Origin of the sequence: Burkholderia sp. CCA53, assembly GCF_001685525.1 — a bacterium.
In the GTDB taxonomy this organism is placed as follows: Bacteria; Pseudomonadota; Gammaproteobacteria; order Burkholderiales; family Burkholderiaceae; genus Burkholderia; species Burkholderia multivorans.
Map to the genome: position 1 here is coordinate 1,999,943 of NZ_BDDJ01000002.1, position 20,254 is coordinate 2,020,196.

Annotated in this window: 17 protein-coding genes; 8 read left to right on the plus strand and 9 right to left on the minus strand. The window is 68.1% G+C overall.

Annotated elements, in window-relative coordinates; all coding sequences use genetic code 11:
* Window positions 1-144 precede the first annotated feature (144 nt).
* A complete protein-coding gene (locus BCR55_RS25175) occupies window positions 145-1,572 on the plus strand; it encodes an MFS transporter (protein WP_039217573.1) in 1,428 nt (475 codons plus the stop codon).
* A 42-nt stretch (window positions 1,573-1,614) separates the two neighbouring features.
* On the opposite strand, the gene BCR55_RS25180 is transcribed toward BCR55_RS25175, so the two are convergent.
* On the minus strand, window positions 1,615-3,006 hold the full coding sequence (locus BCR55_RS25180; RefSeq protein ID WP_065496402.1) for an LLM class flavin-dependent oxidoreductase: 1,392 nt from the start codon (window positions 3,004-3,006) through the stop codon (window positions 1,615-1,617).
* Window positions 3,003-4,253: a monooxygenase gene (locus BCR55_RS25185; protein ID WP_065496404.1), complete on the minus strand. Its 1,251-nt coding sequence runs from the start codon at window positions 4,251-4,253 to the stop codon at window positions 3,003-3,005. The genes BCR55_RS25180 and BCR55_RS25185 overlap by 4 nt, the downstream gene beginning before the upstream one ends.
* Before the next feature lie 285 nt (window positions 4,254-4,538).
* On the opposite strand from BCR55_RS25185, the gene BCR55_RS25190 reads away from it, so the two are divergent.
* Window positions 4,539-5,777 (plus strand): SfnB family sulfur acquisition oxidoreductase, encoded by a 1,239-nt coding sequence (locus BCR55_RS25190; RefSeq protein ID WP_065496406.1) that lies wholly within the window; start codon window positions 4,539-4,541, stop codon window positions 5,775-5,777.
* A gap of 60 nt (window positions 5,778-5,837) precedes the next feature.
* Here the strand turns inward: BCR55_RS25190 and BCR55_RS25195 are convergent, their stop codons facing one another.
* Complete coding sequence (locus BCR55_RS25195; RefSeq protein ID WP_006409767.1) at window positions 5,838-6,761, minus strand: esterase family protein; 924 nt, start codon at window positions 6,759-6,761, stop codon at window positions 5,838-5,840.
* Window positions 6,762-6,819: 58 nt separating this feature from the next.
* The gene (locus BCR55_RS25200) at window positions 6,820-7,917 is read right to left on the minus strand and encodes an OpgC domain-containing protein (protein WP_006403263.1); all 1,098 of its coding nucleotides are present in this window, start codon (window positions 7,915-7,917) and stop codon (window positions 6,820-6,822) included.
* Between the two features lie 380 nt (window positions 7,918-8,297).
* Between BCR55_RS25200 and BCR55_RS25205 the strand changes: the two genes are divergently transcribed.
* Window positions 8,298-9,452, plus strand: a complete 1,155-nt coding sequence (locus tag BCR55_RS25205; RefSeq protein ID WP_006403265.1) for a porin — start codon at window positions 8,298-8,300, stop codon at window positions 9,450-9,452.
* Between the two features lie 24 nt (window positions 9,453-9,476).
* On the opposite strand, the gene BCR55_RS25210 is transcribed toward BCR55_RS25205, so the two are convergent.
* Window positions 9,477-10,388, minus strand: a complete 912-nt coding sequence (locus BCR55_RS25210; protein ID WP_006403266.1) for a LysR family transcriptional regulator — start codon at window positions 10,386-10,388, stop codon at window positions 9,477-9,479.
* Window positions 10,389-10,527: 139 nt separating this feature from the next.
* On the opposite strand from BCR55_RS25210, the gene BCR55_RS25215 reads away from it, so the two are divergent.
* Together BCR55_RS25215 and BCR55_RS25220 are read left to right on the plus strand one after the other, a co-directional pair.
* Window positions 10,528-11,541: an aldo/keto reductase gene (locus tag BCR55_RS25215; protein WP_065496408.1), complete on the plus strand. Its 1,014-nt coding sequence runs from the start codon at window positions 10,528-10,530 to the stop codon at window positions 11,539-11,541.
* 122 nt (window positions 11,542-11,663) lie between these two features.
* A complete protein-coding gene (locus tag BCR55_RS25220) occupies window positions 11,664-12,404 on the plus strand; it encodes a sulfite exporter TauE/SafE family protein (protein ID WP_048804632.1) in 741 nt (246 codons plus the stop codon).
* A gap of 95 nt (window positions 12,405-12,499) precedes the next feature.
* On the opposite strand, the gene BCR55_RS25225 is transcribed toward BCR55_RS25220, so the two are convergent.
* The 4 genes from BCR55_RS25225 to BCR55_RS25240 all read right to left on the minus strand — a co-directional run bounded on the left by BCR55_RS25225 (window position 12,500) and on the right by BCR55_RS25240 (window position 16,797).
* Complete coding sequence (locus tag BCR55_RS25225; RefSeq protein ID WP_065496409.1) at window positions 12,500-14,665, minus strand: hypothetical protein; 2,166 nt, start codon at window positions 14,663-14,665, stop codon at window positions 12,500-12,502.
* Between the two features lie 501 nt (window positions 14,666-15,166).
* Window positions 15,167-15,553 (minus strand): ester cyclase, encoded by a 387-nt coding sequence (locus BCR55_RS25230; protein WP_065496411.1) that lies wholly within the window; start codon window positions 15,551-15,553, stop codon window positions 15,167-15,169.
* A gap of 52 nt (window positions 15,554-15,605) precedes the next feature.
* Window positions 15,606-15,863: a hypothetical protein gene (locus BCR55_RS25235; protein WP_139094086.1), complete on the minus strand. Its 258-nt coding sequence runs from the start codon at window positions 15,861-15,863 to the stop codon at window positions 15,606-15,608.
* A 31-nt stretch (window positions 15,864-15,894) separates the two neighbouring features.
* Window positions 15,895-16,797, minus strand: coding sequence for a LysR substrate-binding domain-containing protein (locus BCR55_RS25240; RefSeq protein ID WP_065496415.1), 903 nt, complete (start codon window positions 16,795-16,797; stop codon window positions 15,895-15,897).
* Between the two features lie 493 nt (window positions 16,798-17,290).
* On the opposite strand from BCR55_RS25240, the gene BCR55_RS25245 reads away from it, so the two are divergent.
* The 3 genes from BCR55_RS25245 to BCR55_RS25255 all read left to right on the plus strand — a co-directional run bounded on the left by BCR55_RS25245 (window position 17,291) and on the right by BCR55_RS25255 (window position 20,241).
* A complete protein-coding gene (locus tag BCR55_RS25245; RefSeq protein WP_065496416.1) occupies window positions 17,291-18,154 on the plus strand; it encodes a peptidoglycan DD-metalloendopeptidase family protein in 864 nt (287 codons plus the stop codon).
* Window positions 18,155-18,364: 210 nt separating this feature from the next.
* Window positions 18,365-19,261, plus strand: coding sequence for a class A beta-lactamase (bla, locus tag BCR55_RS25250; protein ID WP_065496763.1), 897 nt, complete (start codon window positions 18,365-18,367; stop codon window positions 19,259-19,261).
* 107 nt (window positions 19,262-19,368) lie between these two features.
* On the plus strand, window positions 19,369-20,241 hold the full coding sequence (locus tag BCR55_RS25255; protein ID WP_035487593.1) for a LysR substrate-binding domain-containing protein: 873 nt from the start codon (window positions 19,369-19,371) through the stop codon (window positions 20,239-20,241).
* Window positions 20,242-20,254 lie beyond the last annotated feature (13 nt).

A 20,254-nucleotide genomic window follows, 5' to 3' on the forward strand; every position in this document is an offset into this window, starting at 1 on the left:
CGCCGAAAAATTTATCGATTTATATCGGTTGGGATACCGACGCCGACCGCCCAGAATCTTCGCTGCCCGCACACGCGCGCGGCGCATGCGCGCCGATCGCGCGGTGCCGATACCGCCGGTTCGCCGGTGCAACGAGGGAGTGCAATGAGTTCGATCGATCTGAATGCCATCACGCCGGTTTCCGCGCCGATTCGCTCCGCAAGCGATGTCGCGCGTCTGATCAACACGACGGATGCGTCCGTCAGCCACGCGCGCATGATCGTGCTGCTCGCGCTCGGTGGCGTGTTTCTCGATGCGTACGACCTGACGACCTTGTCGTACGGCATCGACGACGTCGCGCGCGAGTTCGCGTTGACACCCGCGCTGACCGGGCTCGTCGGTTCCGCGATCATGATCGGCACGATCTTCGGGAGCCTGCTCGGCGGCTGGCTGACCGACCGCATCGGCCGCTATCAGGTCTTCATGGCCGACATGCTGTTTTTCGTGATCGCCGCGATCGCGGCCGGCCTTGCGCCGAACGTGTGGGTGCTGATCGGCGCTCGCTTCGTGATGGGGCTCGGCGTCGGCATCGACCTGCCGGTCGCGATGGCGTTTCTCGCCGAATTTTCGAAGTTCGGCGGCCGCGGCAACAAGGCGTCGCGGCTGGCCGCGTGGTGCCCGATGTGGTACGTCGCGTCGTCGGTCTGCTTTCTGCTGATCTTCGGCCTGTACTTTCTGTTGCCGGCCGAGCATGCCGGGTGGCTCTGGCGCGCGTCGCTGATTTTCGGTGCGGTGCCGGCGCTCGCCATCATTCTCGTGCGCAACCGCTTCATGAACGAATCGCCGCTGTGGGCCGCCAACCAAGGCGATCTCGCGAACGCGGCGCGCATTCTGCGCGAGTCGTACGGGATTCACGCGCACGAAGCGCAGGACCGGCCGCGCGAGCCGAGCGCGCCGCCGGTGCGGATTCGCGCACTGTTCGAGCGGCCGTATCTCGGCCGCACGATCGTCGCGAGCGTGATGAATCTGTGCATCCCGTTCGAATACACGGCGATCGCGTTCTTCCTGCCGTCGATCCTGTCGCAGTTCCTCGGTGCGGGCGTGTTCGAGACGATTGCCGCGTCGCTCGCGCTGAACGTGCTGTTCGCGTTCACCGGCGGCCTGCTCGGGATGCGGCTCGCGTACCGCTATCCCTCGCGGCACGTCGCGATCGCCGGCTTCGCGCTGCAGTTCGTCGCGCTCGTCGCGCTCGCGCTGGCCGGGCATCCGCACGGTGCACTCGCGGTCGGCTTCGTGCTGCTGATGCTCGGCACCTGGCTGTTCGCGGAAGGCTTCGGCCCCGGCGCGCAGATGATGATCTATCCGACGCTGTCGTATCCGGCGACGATCCGCGGCACCGGCGTCGGCTTCGGCCGCTCGCTGTGCGGGATCGGTCAGGCGTTGGCGCTGTTCGTACTGCCGATCCTGCAGGCGCGGCTCGGTACCGACATGTTCTGGGTGGTGGCGGTCAGCGCAATCACGCCGATCGTGTTCCTGCTGATCGTGCGCTACGAGCCGACCGCGCGCGACATCGATGCGGATCCGCACGCATGAGCGGCGGCATCGGCGGCCGCGGCCGCCGATGCCCTGCGGCGGTCAAACGGATGCATGTGCGTCACGCTCGCTGCGCGCGAGATCGCGAAAGCGCGCGGCCGGATGCGTGTCCGGCAGTCGTGCGGAGCCGCCGAACAGCTTTTCCCGCAGCGTGCCGGGCGCGTATGCGTTCGGGTACACGCCGCGTCGCTGCAGTTCCGGGACCAGATAGCGCACGACGTCCTCGAACGTCTCGTGCGCGACGGCATACGCGAGATTGAAGCCGTCGACGTCGGTCGTGTCGACCCACTCCTGCAGGATGTCGGCGACGGTCTGTGCGGACCCGACGAAGACGGGCCCCATGCCGCCGATGCCGCCCCACGCCGCGAGCTCCTCGATCGTCCACGTCGTATCGCCGCCGGCCAGATGCTCGACCGCCGACACGATCGCGTTCGTGTCGACGCGCTTAACGGGATCGGTGCGCGCGTACTGACCGAAGTCGATGCCGGTCCAGCCGGACATGAACACCAGCGAGCCGTCGTACGAGACGTAGCGGCGGTATTCGTCGAACTTCGCCTGCGCCTCGGCGTCGGTCTCGCCGACGATCACCGTGACGAGCGTGTAGATCAGCACGCTGCGCGCGTCGCGCCCGGCCGCGACGGCCTGCGTGCGGATGTCGGCGACGTAGCCCGCAAGCTGCGCGCGCGTCGGCGCGGCGACGAACACACATTCGGCATGCCGAGCGGCGAACGCCTTGCCGGGGCCCGATGCGCCGGCCTGGAACAGCACCGGCGTGCGCTGCGGCGACGGTTCGCACAGATGGCAGCCGGGCACCTCGAAGAACCGCCCCTTGTGGCCGATGTCGTGCACTTTCTCCGGATGCGTGAACACGCGGCCGTCGCGATCGCGGACCACCGCGCCGTCCTCCCAGCTCCCCTCGAACAGCTTGTACAGCACCTCGACGTATTCGGCCGCGACCGCATAGCGATCGTCGTGCGTACGCAGCCCGCGATCGCCGACGTTCTTCGCGCCGCTTTCGAGGTACGACGTGACGATGTTCCATGCGAGCCGGCCCTTCGTGTGATGATCGGCGGTCGACAGCCGGCGCGCGAACGTATACGGATGCTCGAACGTCGTCGACGCCGTGATGCCGATGCCGAGATGCTCGGTCGCCATCGCGATCGGCGCGGCGAGCTGCAGCGGATCGTTGACCGGAATCTGCGCGGCCTGGCGCAGCGCATGGTAGTGACTGCCTTGATAGACGTCGTAGTAGCCGATCACGTCGGCGATGAAGATCGCATCGAAGAACCCGCGTTCGAGCACGCGGGCAAGGTCGGTCCAGTAGTCGAGATCCTTGTACTGCCACGAGCGGTCGCGCGGATGCGCCCACAGCCCCGGCGACTGGTGGCCGACGCAGTTCATCTCGAACGCGTTGAAGCGAATGGTCTTGCTCATCGCGCCGCTCCCGCGACGCCATCCGTGCCGTTGCCGACACGCCAGACGAACGGCGGCGTGCGGCCGTTGATCACCCAGTCGCCGACGATCCGCGCCTTGTAGACGAGCGGGTTGTGCGACGACACCGTGCGTGCGTTGCGCCAGTGGCGGTCGAGCGCGGTCGCGCTGCGTGTCGCCGACGCGCCGAGCGCGTCGAACAGCCGCGTCGCTGCGCGCAGCACGAGATCGGACACGACGAGCTGGCTCTGCGCGGATTCGATTTCGGCCGCAACGTTCGCGGCCAGCTCGGCCGCATCGTCGCCGCCGAAGTGCGCGTCGTACGCGAGCTGCAGCGATTGCGCGGCGCGCAACGCGAGCGCCTCGGCGCCGTACGCCCACGACGCGATCTCGCCGATCACCTGCTGAAGCTGCGCGTCGTCGGCCGCGCGCGCGGCATTGCCGTGGCTGTATACGCGCGTGCGGCCGCGCACGAGCTCGCCCGCATCGCGCACGATCGCGCGTCCGATGCCGGCCAGCGTCGCGACGTGAAAGAGCTGGTAGAACGCGGTCTGATACTTGAAGCGGCGTGCGAAGTCGATCACGTCGTCGGCGTCGACCGCCGCATCGACGAAGCGCGTCGTACCGCTGCCGGTCGTCGTCTGCCCGAAGCCGTCCCAGTCGTCTTCGCGGATCACGCCGGGCTGTGCGGTCGCGACCGCGACGATCACGTCGCTGCCGTCCTCGCGCTGCGCGAAGACGTCGATCCAGTCGGCGAACAGGCTGCCGGTGCTGTAGAACTTCCGGCCGTTCAGCACGAGCCGGCCGTCGCGGGCCGATAGCGTCGTGACGGTCCGGCCGAGCGGCACGTCGCCGGCCTCGGTCCACGCGTTGCCGACGAGCTGGCCGCTCGCGAAGCGGTCGAACCATGTCGCGCGTGCGGGGCCGGGCGGCGCGTTCAGCCAGTCCTCGACGAAGGCGAAGTGTCCGCGCAGCGCCTGCGGCAGATTCGAATCGGCGGCGCCGAGTTCGATCAGCAGACGAAACAGCTGCGGCAGCGATGCGCCTGCACCGCCGTCGCCGACCGGCAACCGGACCGCGCCGAAGCCCGCGGCCTTCAGCCAGCCGATCGCTTCGTGCGGCAGTTCGCGACGGCGTTCGCGATCGGCAGCGCCTGCGGCGATCCGGTCGAAGATCGGGCGAAAGCGGCGCGCGAGCGTGTCGTAGTCGGTGCCCGCGGAGAGGTCGGTGTCGATGTGCGACGAAGTCATGCGGCGTTCCTCGAAAGGCGGCGCGGTCGCGCCGGGCAGGCCAGTATAGGAAGCGCGCCGCGCGCATTCCAATAACGGATTCGCACATCGTTATCGTCGTCAGGCATGACGCGCGCGCTGCGCGCCGCGGCGACACTCGAGCAGCGATTGCGACGTCATGGCGCGCAGGCGGACGGCAGCCTGTCGTTTGTGATCCGAACGAATATCGTTACGACGATCGCTCGGTTGGCCGTGCCGACGCGCGCTGCTAGATTGAAGGCTTTCCCGATTCGACAGGAGTGCCCGATGTCAGACACGAGCGCGACGATTCACGAACCGCCGGCCGATACGCACGCGCAGACCGCCCGCGTGATCGCCGACGATGGCCAGGCGATCGCTGCCGCGCATGCGCTCGCACAGCGGCTCGCGGCAGGCGCCGCCGATCGCGATCGCGAGCGGCGGCTGCCGTACGACGAAATCGAATGGTTCTCGCAGTCGGGGCTGTGGGCGATCACGGTGCCGAAGGCATACGGCGGTGCAGGCGTGTCGCATCTGACGCTGACCGAAGTCGTGAAAATCGTCGCGGCAGCCGACGCGTCGCTCGGGCAACTGCCGCAGAACCATTTCGGGCTCGTCGACGTAATCGCGCTGACCGGAACCGACGCGCAGAAGCGCTACTTCTTCGGCGAAGTGCTGCGCGGCAAACGGTTCGGCAACGGCTTCTCGGAGAAGGGCACGAAGCACGTGCTCGATCTGAAGACACGCGTGCGTCGCGACGGCGACGACTATGTGGTCGACGGCACGAAGTTCTACTCGACCGGTGCGCTGTTCGCGCATTACGTGCCGGTGCTCGGCCTCGACGATGCGCAGCGCGCGTGGCTCGCCTACGTGCCGCAGCCCGCACGCGGGCTCACCGTGATCGACGACTGGTCGGGGTTCGGGCAGCGCACGACCGCGAGCGGCACTGTCGTGCTCGACGGCGTGCGCGTGCCTGCGTCGCATGTGCTGCCCGCGCATCGTGTGTCGGACGAGCCGACGCTCAACGGTCCGCTATCGCAGATCATCCAGGCGGCAATCGATGCCGGCATCGCGAAGGCCGCGATCGACGATACGCTCGCGTTCGTGCGCACGCGTACGCGGCCGTGGGTCGACAGCGGCGTCGAGCGTGCGTCGGACGATCCGCTGCTGCTGCGCGAAGTCGGCCGTCTGCATATCGAGCTGCATGCGGCGGAAGCGCTGCTCGAGCGCGCGGCGCGCACGCTCGACGAAATTCGCGCGCGCGACACGGTGACCGACGACGACGTCGCACGCGCGTCGGTCGCGGTCGGCGAAGCGAAGGTGCTGACGACCGAAATCGCCCTGCGTGCGGGCGAGAAGCTGTTCGAACTGGCCGGCACGCAGTCGACACTCGCCGAGCACGGTCTCGACCGACACTGGCGCAATGCGCGCACGCACACGCTGCACGATCCGGTGCGCTGGAAATACCATCTGGTCGGCAACTACTATCTGAACGGCGTGCGGCCCGCGCGGCACGCGTGGAACTGACATCGCGTGGCGACGCGCAGCGCGGCGCATGCGGCCGTATCGCGCACGCGCCGCATCGCGTTACTTCACGCAGTCGAGCGTGTACTTGAGCCCCGGCGCGAGCAACCCGCGCCACACGTCCCATGTATGGCCGCCGTCGACGATGCGCAGCTCGGCCGGATTCTGCGCGCGCCGCAGATGCGTATAGAGCAGGCTCGATTCGGCCTGGATCGTCAGGTCGTCGTCGCCGGCCGCGATGAACATCGGCACGCGCCACGTGCGCGCGAAATAGCCGCGCATCAGCGCGGGATAGTTCAGCTCGTGCCACACGCGCGCGTCGAACTGGCGATCGCCGAACACGCCGACGTAACGCGCCGCCGAATTGAGCGGCGGCTCGTTCGCGTAGATCGCGGGGCTGAGCAGCATCGCGCCGCAGAACAGCCCCGGCTCGAGCAGCGCGAAGCGCAGCGCGCCGAAGCCGCCCATCGACACGCCGCCGATCGCGCGGCCGGCGCGCTGGTTCGATACCGCGAAGTGCATCTCGACTTCGGGCAGCAGGTCGTTCAGAAACGCGCTTTGCATCTTCTCCTTGCGATCGACGTACCAGTCGGTGCCGCCTTGCGGCATCACGATCACGACCGGCGGAATCTCGTGGCGTTCGATCAGCGTGTCGGCGGTCGCCTGCAGCCGGCCTTGCGTGATCCAGTCGTTCGCGTTGCCCGCGTTGCCGTGCAGCAGATACATCACCGGATAGCGCGCGCCTTCCGCGTTGTAGCCGGGCGGCAGGTAGACCGTATACGACCAGTCGCGCTGCAGCGACGCCGAACGGAACGTGCGCAGCACGATGCTGCTGCCGGGGTTGAGGGTCGCGCCCGACGCGGCCGGCGTGGCGATCGACGACGCAGCCGCGCCCGATGGCGCGGTGGACGCGACGGGCGTGGCGCGCGCGGTGGCGATGGAACCGGCGATCAGGGCAAGGGCGAGCGGAACGGCGAGTCGACGCATGGCGAATCGGGTCAGAAAAGGCGCCGCCTATCGTAGCAGCAGACGAGGGCGCCGCATGTCAGCGCCGCGAACCGAACGGCAGCCGCGCGATGAGCGGCGCATAGAGTTTCGCGACGAGATACAGCAGCCCCATCGCCACGACGTCGGCGGCGAGCCCGAGCGGCACGTTCAGATAGCCGTCGGTCGCCTGATACAGCACCGAGTCGACCGCGAGCGAGATCCCGGTGCCGGCAACGAAACACAGCAGCCCCTGCCGGCCGATCGTGCCGATCCACGGCATCGCGTGCGCGACCTTCTTCATCCAGCCGAGGTGCACGAGCTTCGCGGCGAGCCACGCGATGGCGAGAAAGTTCGCGAGCCGCAGCGCGCCGAGGTTCTGCTTGATCGACGGATCGGTCGGGAACGGCTCGATGCGCAGCCGGTAATACGCGCCCGCCGCGACGATCGCGACCGCCGCGAGGCTCAGCAGCCAGCCCTGCGGCTTCGGCGCGAGCGTCTGGTAGACGGGCTGGCAGCGCGAGATCACGCCGAGCACGAACAGAAACTGCCACGCGAACGGATTGAAGTCCCACGGTACGCCGTCTACGGTCGGCAGGAAGCGCGCCGCGTGCGGCGCCGCGTACCAGAGCGATCCGCTGAACGCGAGCAGCAGCCACGGCTGCGTGCGCGCGAGCGGCAGCGCGAGCGGCGCGAGCAGCGCGAAGAACGCGTACATCGGCAGGACCGACGCCAGATACGGCTGACGGCGAAACAGCAGGATGTCGCGCAGCGCGGCGAGCGGCCGGTGCAGCAGCCCGTCGAGATCGTTGGTCGGCATGTTCGGCCCGTCGATCGCGAACGCGTTCAGCACGGCCGTGATCAGCAGCATCAGCCCGGCCGTCACGAGGAACGCGCGGTAGATCTCGAACGCGCGCCGGATGAAGCGCTGGCGCGCTGCCGATTCGTCGTGGCGCTCGGCGAGCGAGTTGTAGGCGATTGCGGTCGCGAAGCCGCCGAGGAATACGAACACCTCGGCCGCGTCGCACAGCGCGTACGCGTGCAGCGTCACGCGCGACAGGATGCTGCCGCCGATATGGTCGACGACGATCACGAGCAGCACGAGGCCGCGGAAGAAATCGAGTTCGGCATAGCGGCCGGCCCGGGCGGGCGCGGTCATCGCGCGTCCTCGCGGCCGGCGCGGGCGCAGGCACGGCGGCAACGGGCCGCGCGGGGTTCGGGGTGAAGCATGACTGCGTGACGAAATGATGATGGATGCGCATTGTGCCACCGATGCGGCCGCGTCCGGGTTTACGCGAATGGCGGCCCGCCGCGCCGCGGCCCGCAAGGCAGCCGCGGCGGGCGGCCTGACACGCAGTTGGAAGGGCGCAACGCTTTGTCCGCCAGGCATGCGCGTCGGTGGACGGCCGGATTTCGACGTGACACCATTTCGTCGTCGCGCGGCTGCACGCCGCGCGGTCCGCCGCGCGGACCAGCCATACAACAAACCAACAATTGCCGGGCACATGCCAGCCCGGTGCCGGGTTCCGGAGATCCGACATGAGGAAGCACGTCATTTTTGCCGCCGCGCTCGCCGCGTTTGCCGCGCCGGCCTTCGCGCAGGACAGCGTGACGCTGTACGGTGTGATCGACGAGGGCTTCAACTACACGAACAACGTGAGCGTCAACGGCGCGGGCAAGGCCGACTACCAGCTCGCGAGCGGCTATGCGCAGGGCAGCCGCTGGGGGCTCAAGGGCAGCGAGGATCTTGGCGGCGGGCTGAAGGCGATCTTCACGCTCGAAAGCGGGTTCGACGTGAACAACGGCCGGCTCGGGCAGGGCAGCCGGATGTTCGGCCGACAGGCGTTCGTCGGCCTCAGCGCGTCGCGTTTCGGCACGCTGACGTTCGGCCGCCAGTACGATTCGGTCGTCGACTATCTCGCGCCGCTGACCGCGAACGGCAACTGGGGCGGCACGCTGTTCTCGCATCCGTTCGACAACGACAACACCGACAACTCGTTCCGCGTGAACAACACGGTGAAGTACGCGAGCCCGGACTGGAACGGGCTGTCGGTCGGCGGCACGTACAGCTTCAGCAATAGCACGGGCTTCTCGAACAACCGTCAGTACAGCCTCGGCGCGCAGTATTCGCTCGCCGGGCTGCAGGTCGCGGCCGCGTACCTGCAGGCGAACCATCCGGGCGCCGGCGGTGCGGGTGCGATCGCCGCAGACGACGCGAACTTCGTCGCCGAGCGGCTGCGGGTCTTCGGCGGCGGCCTGAACTACACGTTCGGGCCCGCGACGGTCGGCTTCGTCTACACGAAGACCGACGTGAAGAACCCGGTGTCGACCGTTTATCTGCCGGCGTCGACGTTCGCGGGCCTCGGGCTCGGCGCGACGAAGTTCGACAACTTCGAGGTCAACGGCAAGTATCAGTTGACGCCCGCGTTCTACGTCGGCGCGCAGTACGTGTATACGGACGGCAAGTTCGATGCGGCGACCGGGTCGATCAAGCCGAAGTACCACACGGTCGGGCTGATGGCCGACTACAGCCTGTCGAAGCGCACCGACGTCTACCTGCAGGGCGCGTGGCAAAAGGTGGCCGGCGATCGCACGGGTACTGCGGCCGACGGCGGCTACGTGGTCGGGACCGACGGCCCGTCGTCGTCCTCGAACCAGTTCGCGGTGCGCGCCGCGATTCGTCACAAGTTCTGACGGGCGGCCGCGCGACGCGGCCCGTCAGGTCGCGCGGCTCACGTCGCCGAGCGTCTCGGCGAGCCAGTCGACGAAGATCCGCACGCGCGGCGCCAGATGGCGGCCGTGCGGAAACACCACCGCAACCGGCAGCGGCGGCGCCTGCCATTCCGGCAGCACCTCGACCAGCGTGCCGTCCGCGAGCAGCGGCTCGAGGCCATCGCGCGGCGCCTGGATCATCCCGAGGCCCGCGACGCAGCACGCGAGATACGCCTGCGAGCTGTTCACCGACACGATGCTGCGCATTTTCACCGTGTGGACGTCGCCGGTGTCCATGTCCGTGTATTCCCAGTCCAGTTCGCGGCCCGTGCGGCTCGAGAAATAGCCGACCGCGACGTGGTCCGGCAGTTCGTCGGGCGTACGCGGCAACCCGTGGCGCGCCGCATAGTCGCGCGACGCGCAGTTGAGCTGCGCCATCTCGCCGATGCGCCGCGCGACCAGCGACGTGTCGGAGAGCATGCCGACGCGCACCGCGCAGTCGATGCCGTCCGCGACGAGGTCGACGAAGCGGTCGGTCGTGCTGACCACGACGCGCAGGTCCGGGTAGCGCGCGTGGAAATCCGGCAGCGCCGGGATCACGCGATGCAGCGCGAAACGCTCGGGCAGATCGACGCGAACGACGCCGCGCGGCGACGCGCCAGCCTCCTCGAACAGCGTTTCCGCGTCGTCGAGATCGGCGAGCAGCCGCACGCAGCGCTCGTAGTAGGTCGTGCCTTCGGCGGTCAGCCCGACGCGACGCGTCGTCCGCTGCAGCAGCCGTACCTTCAGATGCTTTTCCAGATACTGGACCGCGTTGCTGACGGTCGGACGCGGCAGTTGCAGCTGCTCGGCCGCCTTCGTGAAGCTGCCGAGATGGGCGACGCGCGCAAAGATGCGCATTGCTTGCAGATGATCCATGCGGGGAGCGAAAGCCGGCGGGTTGGGACAGCCTCCATTGTTAATCAGCGTCGAATGATTTGGTTGCGCGTTTCGCGTTTATCGCGCGCGGCGTTCCGTCCAGAATCCGGTCCATCAGTCACCACGCGAAGGAACGCACATGAATACACGTCAACTGGGCCGCACGGGCCCGCAGGTATCGGCGATCGGGCTCGGCTGCATGGGCATGTCCGATCTTTACGGCCCGACCGACCGCGACGAGAGCATCGCGACGCTGCATGCCGCGCTCGATCACGGGATCACGCTGCTCGACACCGGCGATTTCTACGGGATGGGCGACAACGAAATGCTGATTCGCGATGCGCTGCGCGGCCGCACGCGCGAGCAGGTGCTGATCAGCGTGAAGTTCGGCGCGCTGCGCGATCCGGCCGGCGGTTTCGCCGGCTACGATGCGCGGCCGGTCGCGATCCGCAACTTCGTCGCCTATACGCTGAAGCGGCTCGGCACCGACTACATCGATCTCTACCGGCCGGCGCGCGTCGATCCGGCGGTGCCGATCGAGGAGACGGTCGGCGCGATCGCCGATCTCGTGAAGGCCGGCTACGTGCGCCATATCGGCTTGTCGGAGGTCGGCGCCGACACGCTTCGCCGCGCGGCGGCCGTCGCGCCGATCGCGGATCTGCAGATCGAATATTCGCTGCTGTCGCGCGGGATCGAGGACGCGATCCTGCCGACGTGCCGCGCACTCGGCATCGGCGTGACCGCGTACGGCGTGCTGTCGCGCGGGCTGCTGGGCGGCGGCTGGAATAGGGCGCAGCCGCGCGAGCGCGATTTCCGTGCAGCGAGCCCGCGGTTCCAGGGCGCGAATCTCGAACACAATCTCGCGCTCGTCGACGCGTTGCGCACGATTGCCGACGAAAAGGGCAGCAACCCCGCGCAGATCGCGATCGCCTGGGTGCTGTCGCGCGGCGACGACATCGTACCGTTGATTGGCGCGCGCAAGCGCACGCAGCTCCGCGATGCGTTGCAAGCCTCGTCGATGCAACTAACGGTCGATGACATCGCGCGCATCGAAGCGGCGGTTCCCGCCGGGGCGGCTGCCGGCGAGCGGTATCCGGCCGCACAGATGGCGCACCTCGATAGCGAGCAAGGACGGGGGGCTCACGAGGGCTGAGCGCTGCGCCGGCGGGCGGCCCCGCCCGCCGGGCCCGAGCCGGACTCAGGCAAAACCAGATGGTGGGCAGCGCGCGGGCGGTGCACCATCGGCACCGTATTCAACCGGACGCACCGCCCGCCATGCAAATTCATACGTTGACGATCATCGCGCTGGTGTTCCTGCTCGCCGGCGCGGTCAAAGGCATGATCGGCCTCGGCCTGCCGACGATCGCAATGGGGCTGCTGACGCTCGCGATGCCGCCGTCGGCCGCGGCCAGCCTGCTGCTGGTGCCGTCGTTCATCACCAATATCTGGCAATTGTGGCTCGGTCCGTCGTTCGGGCCGCTGCTGCGCCGGCTGTGGCCGCTGATCGCGGGGCTGACGATCGGCACGCTGACAGGCGGCCTGCCCGCGCTCGCGGCCGGCAGCGCGTGGACGCATGCGGCGCTCGGCGTCGTGCTGATCCTGTACGGCCTGTGGGGTCTCGCGGCCGCGCGCTTGCCGGCGCCGGGCCGGCACGAGACGTGGCTGTCGGCCGTGGTCGGCTATCTGACCGGCGTGGTGACGGCCGCGACCGGCGTGTTCGTCGTGCCTGCCGTGCCCTATCTGCAGGCGCTGCGGCTCTCGAAGGACGATTTGATCCAGGCGCTCGGGCTGTCGTTTACGGCGTCGACGATCGCGCTCGGCTTGCAGTTGCGCGTATCGGGCGCGCTGCAGACCGTCGACCTCGGCGTGTCGGCGCTTGCGCTGGTGCCGGCGCTGGCGGGCATGGCCGGCGGGCAGTATGCGCGGCGCGTGATGAGCGAAAAGACCTTCAAGCGCTGCTTCTTCGTTGGGTTGATCGCGCTCGGCGCGTATATGACGGTTTCCGGGCTGCGCTAGGCCGCTCGCTGCGAGCGCGCCGACGTCACTGCTGCCGCCGAACGCCGGCATCGGCTCCCTGTTTCCGGCGGCATGACCGAACGGCGTGCTTCCGCTCAAGCAGGATCCGCGTACTTCAGCGTCCATCCGAACGAGCGGCTGGCTCCCGAGCCGAGCGCAAACGGCCGCGTCGCGCACGCAAAGTTCGAATGCAGCTGGCCGATCGGCGTCGTGGACAGCGGATTCGTCGCGCCGTTCACGGTGTCGAAAGCCGACAGCGCGCAGGTGTCGAAGCCCGATGCCGCGTAGCCGGTCGCGATGCCGTTCGCATAACTGACGGACATCCCGTCGCCGTTGACCTGCGTGGCCGCGAAGTCCGCGAACGACGTGAAGTCCGTTTCGACCGACAGCGTGCCGGCGAGCGTGCCCGAGCTCAGCGTGTCGCTGCGCGAGATCGTGCCGTGATCGAACGTCAGCACGGTATGCGCCTGCAGGTCGAGGTCCGTCGTGTAGGCGGCGTTCTTCGTCGCGAGCCGGAATTTCGCCGTATCGAACGACACGATCACCTGGGTGCCGGTCTGCTGCACGTTCAGGTTCTTGTAGTACGTGACGGGAATGTAGGTCTTGCCGTTGTACGAAACTTGCGGCACCAGCAGCGCATAGCCGAGATCGGTCGTGCCGTAGGACAGCTTGTCGGAGAACGGCACCGGATAGTACGGCGTGTACGAGTTGTAGTCGGGCGCCTGGCTCAGATTCAGGTTGATCACGCGCCGGCCGTCGCGCACGGTGAGCAGCGCCGCGCTGTACGGATGCGCGGTGTCGTTGGGCTGGTTGTACCAGGTGAGCGTGTAGCGCGGCAGTGCATCGAGCCATGCGCCGTAGTCCGCGTCGGCCATCGGCGCCTTGCCTTCGAAGCCGAGCTTGTTCCACCACGCGTTCACGTACAGGTACTGGTGCAGCAGGCTGAAGTTCTCGCCCATCACGCGCGGCTTGCCGCGATACGCGTCGGTGCCGCGCCCCTTGACCCACATGTTCACCGACGGCGTCGGCAGCGACGGGTCGTACCAGTACGTGTCGAAGCGGTGCGCGGCCTTGTAGATGAACGCGTAGGCGATCTGCTTTTCCTGGTCGGTCAGCACGCCTGCGTTGGCTGCCGCGGTCAGCACTTCCATGAAGGCGGAGTCGCCGTACGGGCCGATCGAGCGGCCGTAGTTGAAGCCCTGGCCGTCCGTGTTCAGCTGCGGGAGGATCAGGTCGACCGACTTGCGCAGATAGCCCTTCAGCTCGGGCGTGAGATTCGCCGCGTTGTCCATTTCGAAGGTGCGCTCGACCACTTCGCCGATCAGCAGCGTGCTGTAGCGGTCGAAGCGGGCCTTGTCGTAGTACGTCGTGTGCGTGTTCGATGCCTCGTCCGAGAAGCCGCCCGACGAATCGTTGCGGATATGGTTCGTGAGCGTGTACAGCAGCGCGTCGCGCGCGCCCATCGTCGCGACCGCCGGATCGGTCGCCGACGCGAACGACGGATTGCTCCAGCCGAGCTTCTGCCGCAGCCCGGCGATCCCGTACGACACTGCATAGTAGTTCTGGGCGGTGTTGAGCGACGCGATGTCGATCGGCGTGCCGGCGGCCGGGCACGTGTCGGTCTTGCCGCTCGCGTCGGGGCCGAACATGTCGCAGAACGTGAGCCGAAGCTGCAGCGTCGCGAGCATCGCGTCGCTGAACACTTCGTTGAGCATGCCGTGCGCCTTCAGGTTGTTCAGCGCGACGAGATAGTAGTACTCGCCCCAGGACGTATTCGCATACGTGTAGTTGGCGCCCGACTGCGCCATCATCGCGGTCGTGATCTGCTGGTAGGTCGCGAGATAGCTCGCGTATTGCGGGTCGCCCTTCGACTTCATGTCGATCAGGATGTACGACAGGCCGAGCGCGAGCTTGCCGGGCAGGAATTTGTCGCCGGTGTTCGTGTCGAGCACGTGGACCGGCGTGCCGTCGCCGAGATCCATCACGACCTGCGTGAAGTCGGGCGACTTGCGGATTAGGTCGAACAGCGCGCGCATCTGGCCCATCATCGTGACGGGGATGTCGGCGCCGGCCGGCACGCTGGTGTCGGCTGCGCCATAGACGAGCGCCTGCAGCGAGTTGGCGGCGAGTGCGGGCGTCGGCGGCGATGAAGGGGACGACGGCTGCGTGTCAGTCACGTCGTTGCCGCCGCACGCGCTGACGAACAGGACGGAAAGGGCGCTGAGCGCGGCGCCGAGCGCGAATCTGCTGCGCGGATGCATTGTGGGGTGTCTCCGGTTTGAATAGTGATGAGGACGGGCCGGTCCAGCGCTGCCTCGCTAGACGCCCGTACCCGACTTCCGCCTTGCAACCCTGATCCCTGAAGGCGGACGCCTGAATCGCAACCCGAGCGGGCCGACGTTTTCCGGTGCTGGAGCGGTGGTTCGGGTCGCCGCCCGCTAACAGTGGAAAACGTTTTCCAAATCTAGGCACCGACAGGCCTGCTGTCAATGAACTTTCGTCAGGAGGGTGGCGGGGGAAACCCGGATGGGAAAGGGAGGAGGATTCCGAGATGGATCGGAAATGTGCGGTTTTCGGGCGCGTTTATTGCGGATGTTTCCTTCCGGCGTTTGCGGTGAGCGGAGCGGAGGCGGCGAATCTGGGCGCAAGGGATGCACGCTTTCTTCCGTCCGGAGGAGAAAACGTTATCCGTACGGTCGCGGCGATAGATGCGCGTAACGATCGATCCCGCAGGCGCCCGCCATCGGTCGCCCTGGAGCGGGTTAAAGCTGCCGCTCGATCGCCGCCTTGTCGATGACCGACCAGACCCGGCGGATCTTCCCCTCGAGGAATTCGTAGAACACGTGCTCGCTGAACGCGATCCGTCTGCCGTCGACTGCGAGGCCCAGAAACGTCGCGCGCGGCGTGCAATCGAACCTGAGCCGGCACGCGACGCGCGGCGGCTCGCAGACGAGCCATTCGATCTCGAAGCGCAGATCGGGGATGTCGCGCACATCCTGCTCCAGCATCGCGCGATAGCCGGCGAGTCCGAGCGGGCGGTCGTTGTGAATCACGTCAGCCGCGACATGGCGGTCGAGCGCGGCCCAGTCCCGTCGGTTCAGGCAGTCGATATACGTACGGTAGCGCGCGGCGAGATCGGTTCGAGTCACGGCGATGTCTCCTCGTTGGGGCGACGGCGGCGCGAACGCCGCACCGCTGCCGCTACAGATTCGGCGCATCGAGAACCCTGCGCTCATGGACGGGCCAGTCGTGCGCGCCGTTTTCAATCGGCAGCGTGTCGAGCGGCAGCCGGCCGAACAGCGTGTCGGTCAACTGCCGGTCGTCGCGGTACAGCGCGATCAGCCCGTCCACGATCACCGGCCGTCGTTCGGTGCGTGCAGGCGAGGCGTTGGCAATGGCAATCATGTCGGGTGCGGAGCGCGGGTTCCAATGTGGGAACTGGCAATGTCGGGCGAACAAGGGCGCGAACGCGCGGCGTGGCCGCGCAGGATCAGCGCGATTGCGTCGGCACTTCGCCCGACAGGAACGCGACGAACTCGCGCGTATATTTCGGCAGCGCGTCGAACGACCGCGCGCAGAGTGTCAGCTTCCGGTGGCTCCACGAATCGGACAGCTCGACGAGCCGCACGTCCATCGTCTGCATCGCGCGTTCCGCCGCGTGGCGCGACACGATGCCGATCCCGACACCGCTTTCGATCACGCGGCAGATCGCGTCGAAACTCTTCAACTGCACACGATAGCGGATCCGCTTGCCGAGCGCGCGAGCCTGATCGGCGAGATGGACCTGCAGCGCGCTGCCGTCGGTGAGGCCGATGAAATCCGCATCGACGATCTCGTCGAACGCAACCGCGTCGCGCGATGCGAGCGGATGGGCGGCCGGCACGACGACGATCAGCCAGTCCTCGCGAAACGGCTTCTGCTCGAGCCCGCCGAGTCCGACCGAATCGGCGACGATGCCGAGCTCCGCGGTCTTGCTGCGGATCGCGTGCACGATCTCCTGGCTCGAGCGTTCCTCGACGCTGATCGACAGCTTCGGATGGCGCGGCAGATAGTCGGCCAGCGCGTCGGGCAGGTATTCGCTGAGCGACGCGGTGTTGCATAGCAGCCGGATATGGCCGCGCAGCCCGAGCCCGTACTGCTGCAGTTCGCCGCGCATGTGGTCGATCTGCTGCAGCACCGTGCGCGCATGGTGTTCGAGCGCATGACCGGCGTCGGTCGCATGCACGCCCGCCTTGGTCCGGTGCAGCAGCGGAACGCCGAGCTCGTCCTCCATCCCGCGAATGCGCTCGCTCGCGGCCTGCAGCGTGATGTGCGTGCGCTCGGCGCCGACCGTGATCGTGCCGGCCTCGCAGATGTTCAGGAAAAGCCGCAGATCGGTCAGGTCGAAGCGCATGGCGGGGCCGGGTTGTTGTGTGATCGCCGATAAGGTAGCAGGGAATCGGGCGCGCGATGCTCAGGCGCTGCCTGAGACGCGATTCGCCGCTTCCGCATTTTCAGGATACGGCCGGCGACCGATGATGCTGACGTCAAACGCGAAGGGGAGACCGTCATGCAAATCGATTCGTTGTGGGGCGTGTCGTTCAAGATCGCGCTGCATCTGCTGTTCCTCTGCATCGGCATCGCCTACGCGTGCTCGGAACTGATCGACTGGATGCGCTGAGCGCCCGCGTTGGCGGCCCGCCGACGCGGCGGAAAATCATGCCGATTTTCCGAGAAGACGCGGTCATCGTTACCTGAATCGCACGGGGCGCGGGTCACCCATATCGTCCGGCTCCACGACCGGTGATCGTTTGTCATCATTGTTTGCATCCGGTTACACGTCGGCCGTTCCGTTTTTGAGATGCTTGAAAGCTTGTAAAACGGACACCGGTAGCACCGGTTCGACGATGGAAAAGCATCGACTCTATCGCCGCGCGGCATGGGCATCCGGCCTTGCTGCCGTGCTCGCGATGGCCGGCTGCGCGAGCACGCCGCCCGTTCCGCCGAGCGATACGCTTGCCGGCCCCGCGCGACAGGCGGCGCCGGCGCAACCCGCCGCGGCATCGGCACCTGCGCCGGCGCCTGCGCCGATCCTGGTCGCGCATGACTACGTCGTGAAGCGCGGCGACACGCTGACGGGCATTGCAAACGCGAACGACTGCAGCGTCGCCGACCTGCGGCTCTGGAACAAGCTCGGCGCGCGCAGCAGGCTGCGCACCGGGCAGGTATTGCGGATCGTGAAGCAGGACGTGCAGCGGCCGTCGGCGACGACGGGCAGCACGCAGGCGACGGCACCGGCCGCCGCGAGCGACGCGACGGCCGCCGCGCGGCCGAGCGAGTCGAGCGAGTCGAACGCCAGCGATCGCGAGGTCGTCCAGCAGACGAAGCGTCACGCGCGCGGCGTCGCGCTCGCCTGGCCCGCGCACGGCCGGATCGTCGAACCGTTCCGCCCCGGCCAGAACCGGGGGATCCAGATCGCGGGCCGCCCCGGCGACCCGGTGCGCGCGGCCGCCGACGGCCGCGTGATGTATGCGGGCACCGGGCTCAACGACTACGGCAGCCTGATCATCGTCCAGCACAACGCGGATTTCCTGACCGCGTACGCGCACAACCGCAAGCTGCTCGTGAAGACGGGCGACGTCGTGCATCAGGGCGACGAGATCGCCGAGATGGGCGACCTCGACAACTCGCGCGTCGCGCTGCTGTTCGAAGTGCGGCGCGACGGCAAGCCGGTCAATCCGCTGCCGTATCTGCCTGCGCCGCAGGGCTGAGGCGCGAACGCGCAGCCGCGCCGCTGGAACGCGGCGGCGCTCGCTGATACGCTAGGGTCTGTTCATCGCGCCTCACGGGTGAGGCCGTCGGTGCGTGCGTTCGCGGTGGGCGGCGGCTGCCGCCGCGAAGCATGCGCCGATGCGAAGGCGCGCGCATCGTCGATGTGCGCCGTGCGATGCGATCGATTCCGACAGAACATCACGCCATTCATGGAACACTCACCGACACGCCGCTCGCTGTTGCTTGCCGCCGTTGCGGCACCGTTCGTCGCCGCGTGCACGTCGGCGCCCGTCGCCGACCAGGGACGCGTGCATCGCGCCCAAGCCGAACTCGCCGCGCTCGACAAGGCGTCGGACGGCCGGCTCGGCGTCGCCGCGCTCGACACGTCGACCGGCGCGCGCATCGCGCACCACGCGCGCGAGCGTTTTCCGCTGTGCGGCACGTACGCGGTCGTCGCGGCCGCCGCGATCCTCGCGCGTGCGTCGCTCGACGCATCGCTGCTGCCGCGCCGCATTCTCTACCGCCGTTACGGGATCGTCGCGGGCTCGCCGGTGACCGAAAGCCACGCGGACACCGGCATGACCGTCGCGCAGCTCTGCGCGGCGATGCTCGAGTCCGGCGACAAGGGCGCCGGCAACCTGCTGATGAACGTACTCGGCGGCCCGCAGGCGGTGACGGCGTTCGCCCGCGAAAGCGGCGATACGACCTTCCGTCTCGATCGCTGGGAGCCCGAGCTGAATGCGGTCGGGCCCGGCGACGTGCGCGACACGTCGACGCCGGTCGCGATGGTCGACACGCTGCAGCGGCTGCTGCTCGGCGATGCGCTGCGCGAGCCGCAGCGCGCGCAGCTGATCGACTGGATGACGGCCGGCGCGCGCGGCGACGGCACTGCCGCGGCCGTGCCGCCGGGCTGGCGCGTGGCCGCCAAGCGTGGCGCGGGCGGCTATGGCACGACGACGGACGTCGCGGTGCTGTGGCCGCCGTCGCGTGCGCCGATCGTGATGGCCGTGTCGTTCACGCAGCCGCGCGCCGATGCCGCGCCGCGCAGCGACGTGATCGCCTCGGCCGCGCGGATCGTCGCGAACGCGCTGACGGCAACCGCATAGCGCGCCCGGCGCGGCGCCGGCACTCGCGTCGAGCGGGCGTTTGCCTTATCGTGTCGGCAGCGCGTGCCGCCGCCGGCGCGCCGTCTTTCCGCTCACTTCGCTTCGCCATGCGCCGACTTCCGCCTTTGCACGCGCTGCAGATCTTCTCGACCGTCGCCCGTCACGGCAGCTTCACGCGCGCGGCCGAGCAGCTGTGCGTGACGCAGGGCGCGGTGAGCCGGCAGATCCAGACGCTCGAGGCGCATTACGGCTTCCCGCTGTTCAAGCGGCATGCGAAGGGGCTGACGCTGACGGCCGAAGGCGAACAGCTGCTGCCGGTCGTCAATGAGAGCTTCGCGCGGATCGAGGACATTTCGTCGAAGCTCACGCGGCAGCGCACCGACCTCGCGTTAAAGGTGCCGACCTGCGTGATGCGCTGGATGCTGCCGCGCATCATGCGCTTTCAGGGCGAGCATCCCGATCTGCACGTGCAGATCACGACCGCATGGCAGCACGTGGTCGACTTCTCGTCCGAGCCGTTCGACGCAGCGATCGTCTACGGCACGTCGCCGGGCGCCGGCGTGGTCGCGCTGCCGCTGTTCGGCGAGCGGCTCACGCCCGTGTGCGCGCCCGAGCTGCGGCAAACGGCGCCGCTCGACGCGGTCGACGACCTCGCGCGCCATACGCTGCTGCATCCGACGCGCGACCATCGCGACTGGCGCGCATGGCTCGAGCACGCGGGCGTGCGCACGGTCGATCCCGAGCGCGGGCCGACCTTCGACACGCTCGATCTTGCGACGAACGCCGCGATGCAAGGCTTCGGCGTCGCGATCGGCGACGTGACGCTCGTCGACGACGACGTCAGCGCGCGCCGGCTCGAACGGCCGTTTGACATCGTGCTCGAGACGGGCGCGCGCTACTTCTTCGTGTACCCGGAGAGCGGCGGCAGCCAGCAGAAGATCCGCGCGTTCAGCGACTGGATCGCGCGCAATCGCGATTGATGCGGTGCGGCGC

Bases quoted from the DNA above. Each gene is read 5' to 3' on its own strand.
- BCR55_RS25175 (WP_039217573.1), top strand. From the start codon at position 145: ATGAGTTCGATCGATCTGAATGCCATCACGCCGGTTTCCGCGCCGATT.
- BCR55_RS25180 (WP_065496402.1), bottom strand. From the start codon at position 3,006: ATGAGCAAGACCATTCGCTTCAACGCGTTCGAGATGAACTGCGTCGGC.
- BCR55_RS25185 (WP_065496404.1), bottom strand. From the start codon at position 4,253: ATGACTTCGTCGCACATCGACACCGACCTCTCCGCGGGCACCGACTAC.
- BCR55_RS25190 (WP_065496406.1), top strand. From the start codon at position 4,539: ATGTCAGACACGAGCGCGACGATTCACGAACCGCCGGCCGATACGCAC.
- BCR55_RS25195 (WP_006409767.1), bottom strand. From the start codon at position 6,761: ATGCGTCGACTCGCCGTTCCGCTCGCCCTTGCCCTGATCGCCGGTTCC.
- BCR55_RS25200 (WP_006403263.1), bottom strand. From the start codon at position 7,917: ATGACCGCGCCCGCCCGGGCCGGCCGCTATGCCGAACTCGATTTCTTC.
- BCR55_RS25205 (WP_006403265.1), top strand. From the start codon at position 8,298: ATGAGGAAGCACGTCATTTTTGCCGCCGCGCTCGCCGCGTTTGCCGCG.
- BCR55_RS25210 (WP_006403266.1), bottom strand. From the start codon at position 10,388: ATGGATCATCTGCAAGCAATGCGCATCTTTGCGCGCGTCGCCCATCTC.
- BCR55_RS25215 (WP_065496408.1), top strand. From the start codon at position 10,528: ATGAATACACGTCAACTGGGCCGCACGGGCCCGCAGGTATCGGCGATC.
- BCR55_RS25220 (WP_048804632.1), top strand. From the start codon at position 11,664: ATGCAAATTCATACGTTGACGATCATCGCGCTGGTGTTCCTGCTCGCC.
- BCR55_RS25225 (WP_065496409.1), bottom strand. From the start codon at position 14,665: ATGCATCCGCGCAGCAGATTCGCGCTCGGCGCCGCGCTCAGCGCCCTT.
- BCR55_RS25240 (WP_065496415.1), bottom strand. From the start codon at position 16,797: ATGCGCTTCGACCTGACCGATCTGCGGCTTTTCCTGAACATCTGCGAG.
- BCR55_RS25245 (WP_065496416.1), top strand. From the start codon at position 17,291: ATGGAAAAGCATCGACTCTATCGCCGCGCGGCATGGGCATCCGGCCTT.
- bla (WP_065496763.1), top strand. From the start codon at position 18,365: ATGGAACACTCACCGACACGCCGCTCGCTGTTGCTTGCCGCCGTTGCG.
- BCR55_RS25255 (WP_035487593.1), top strand. From the start codon at position 19,369: ATGCGCCGACTTCCGCCTTTGCACGCGCTGCAGATCTTCTCGACCGTC.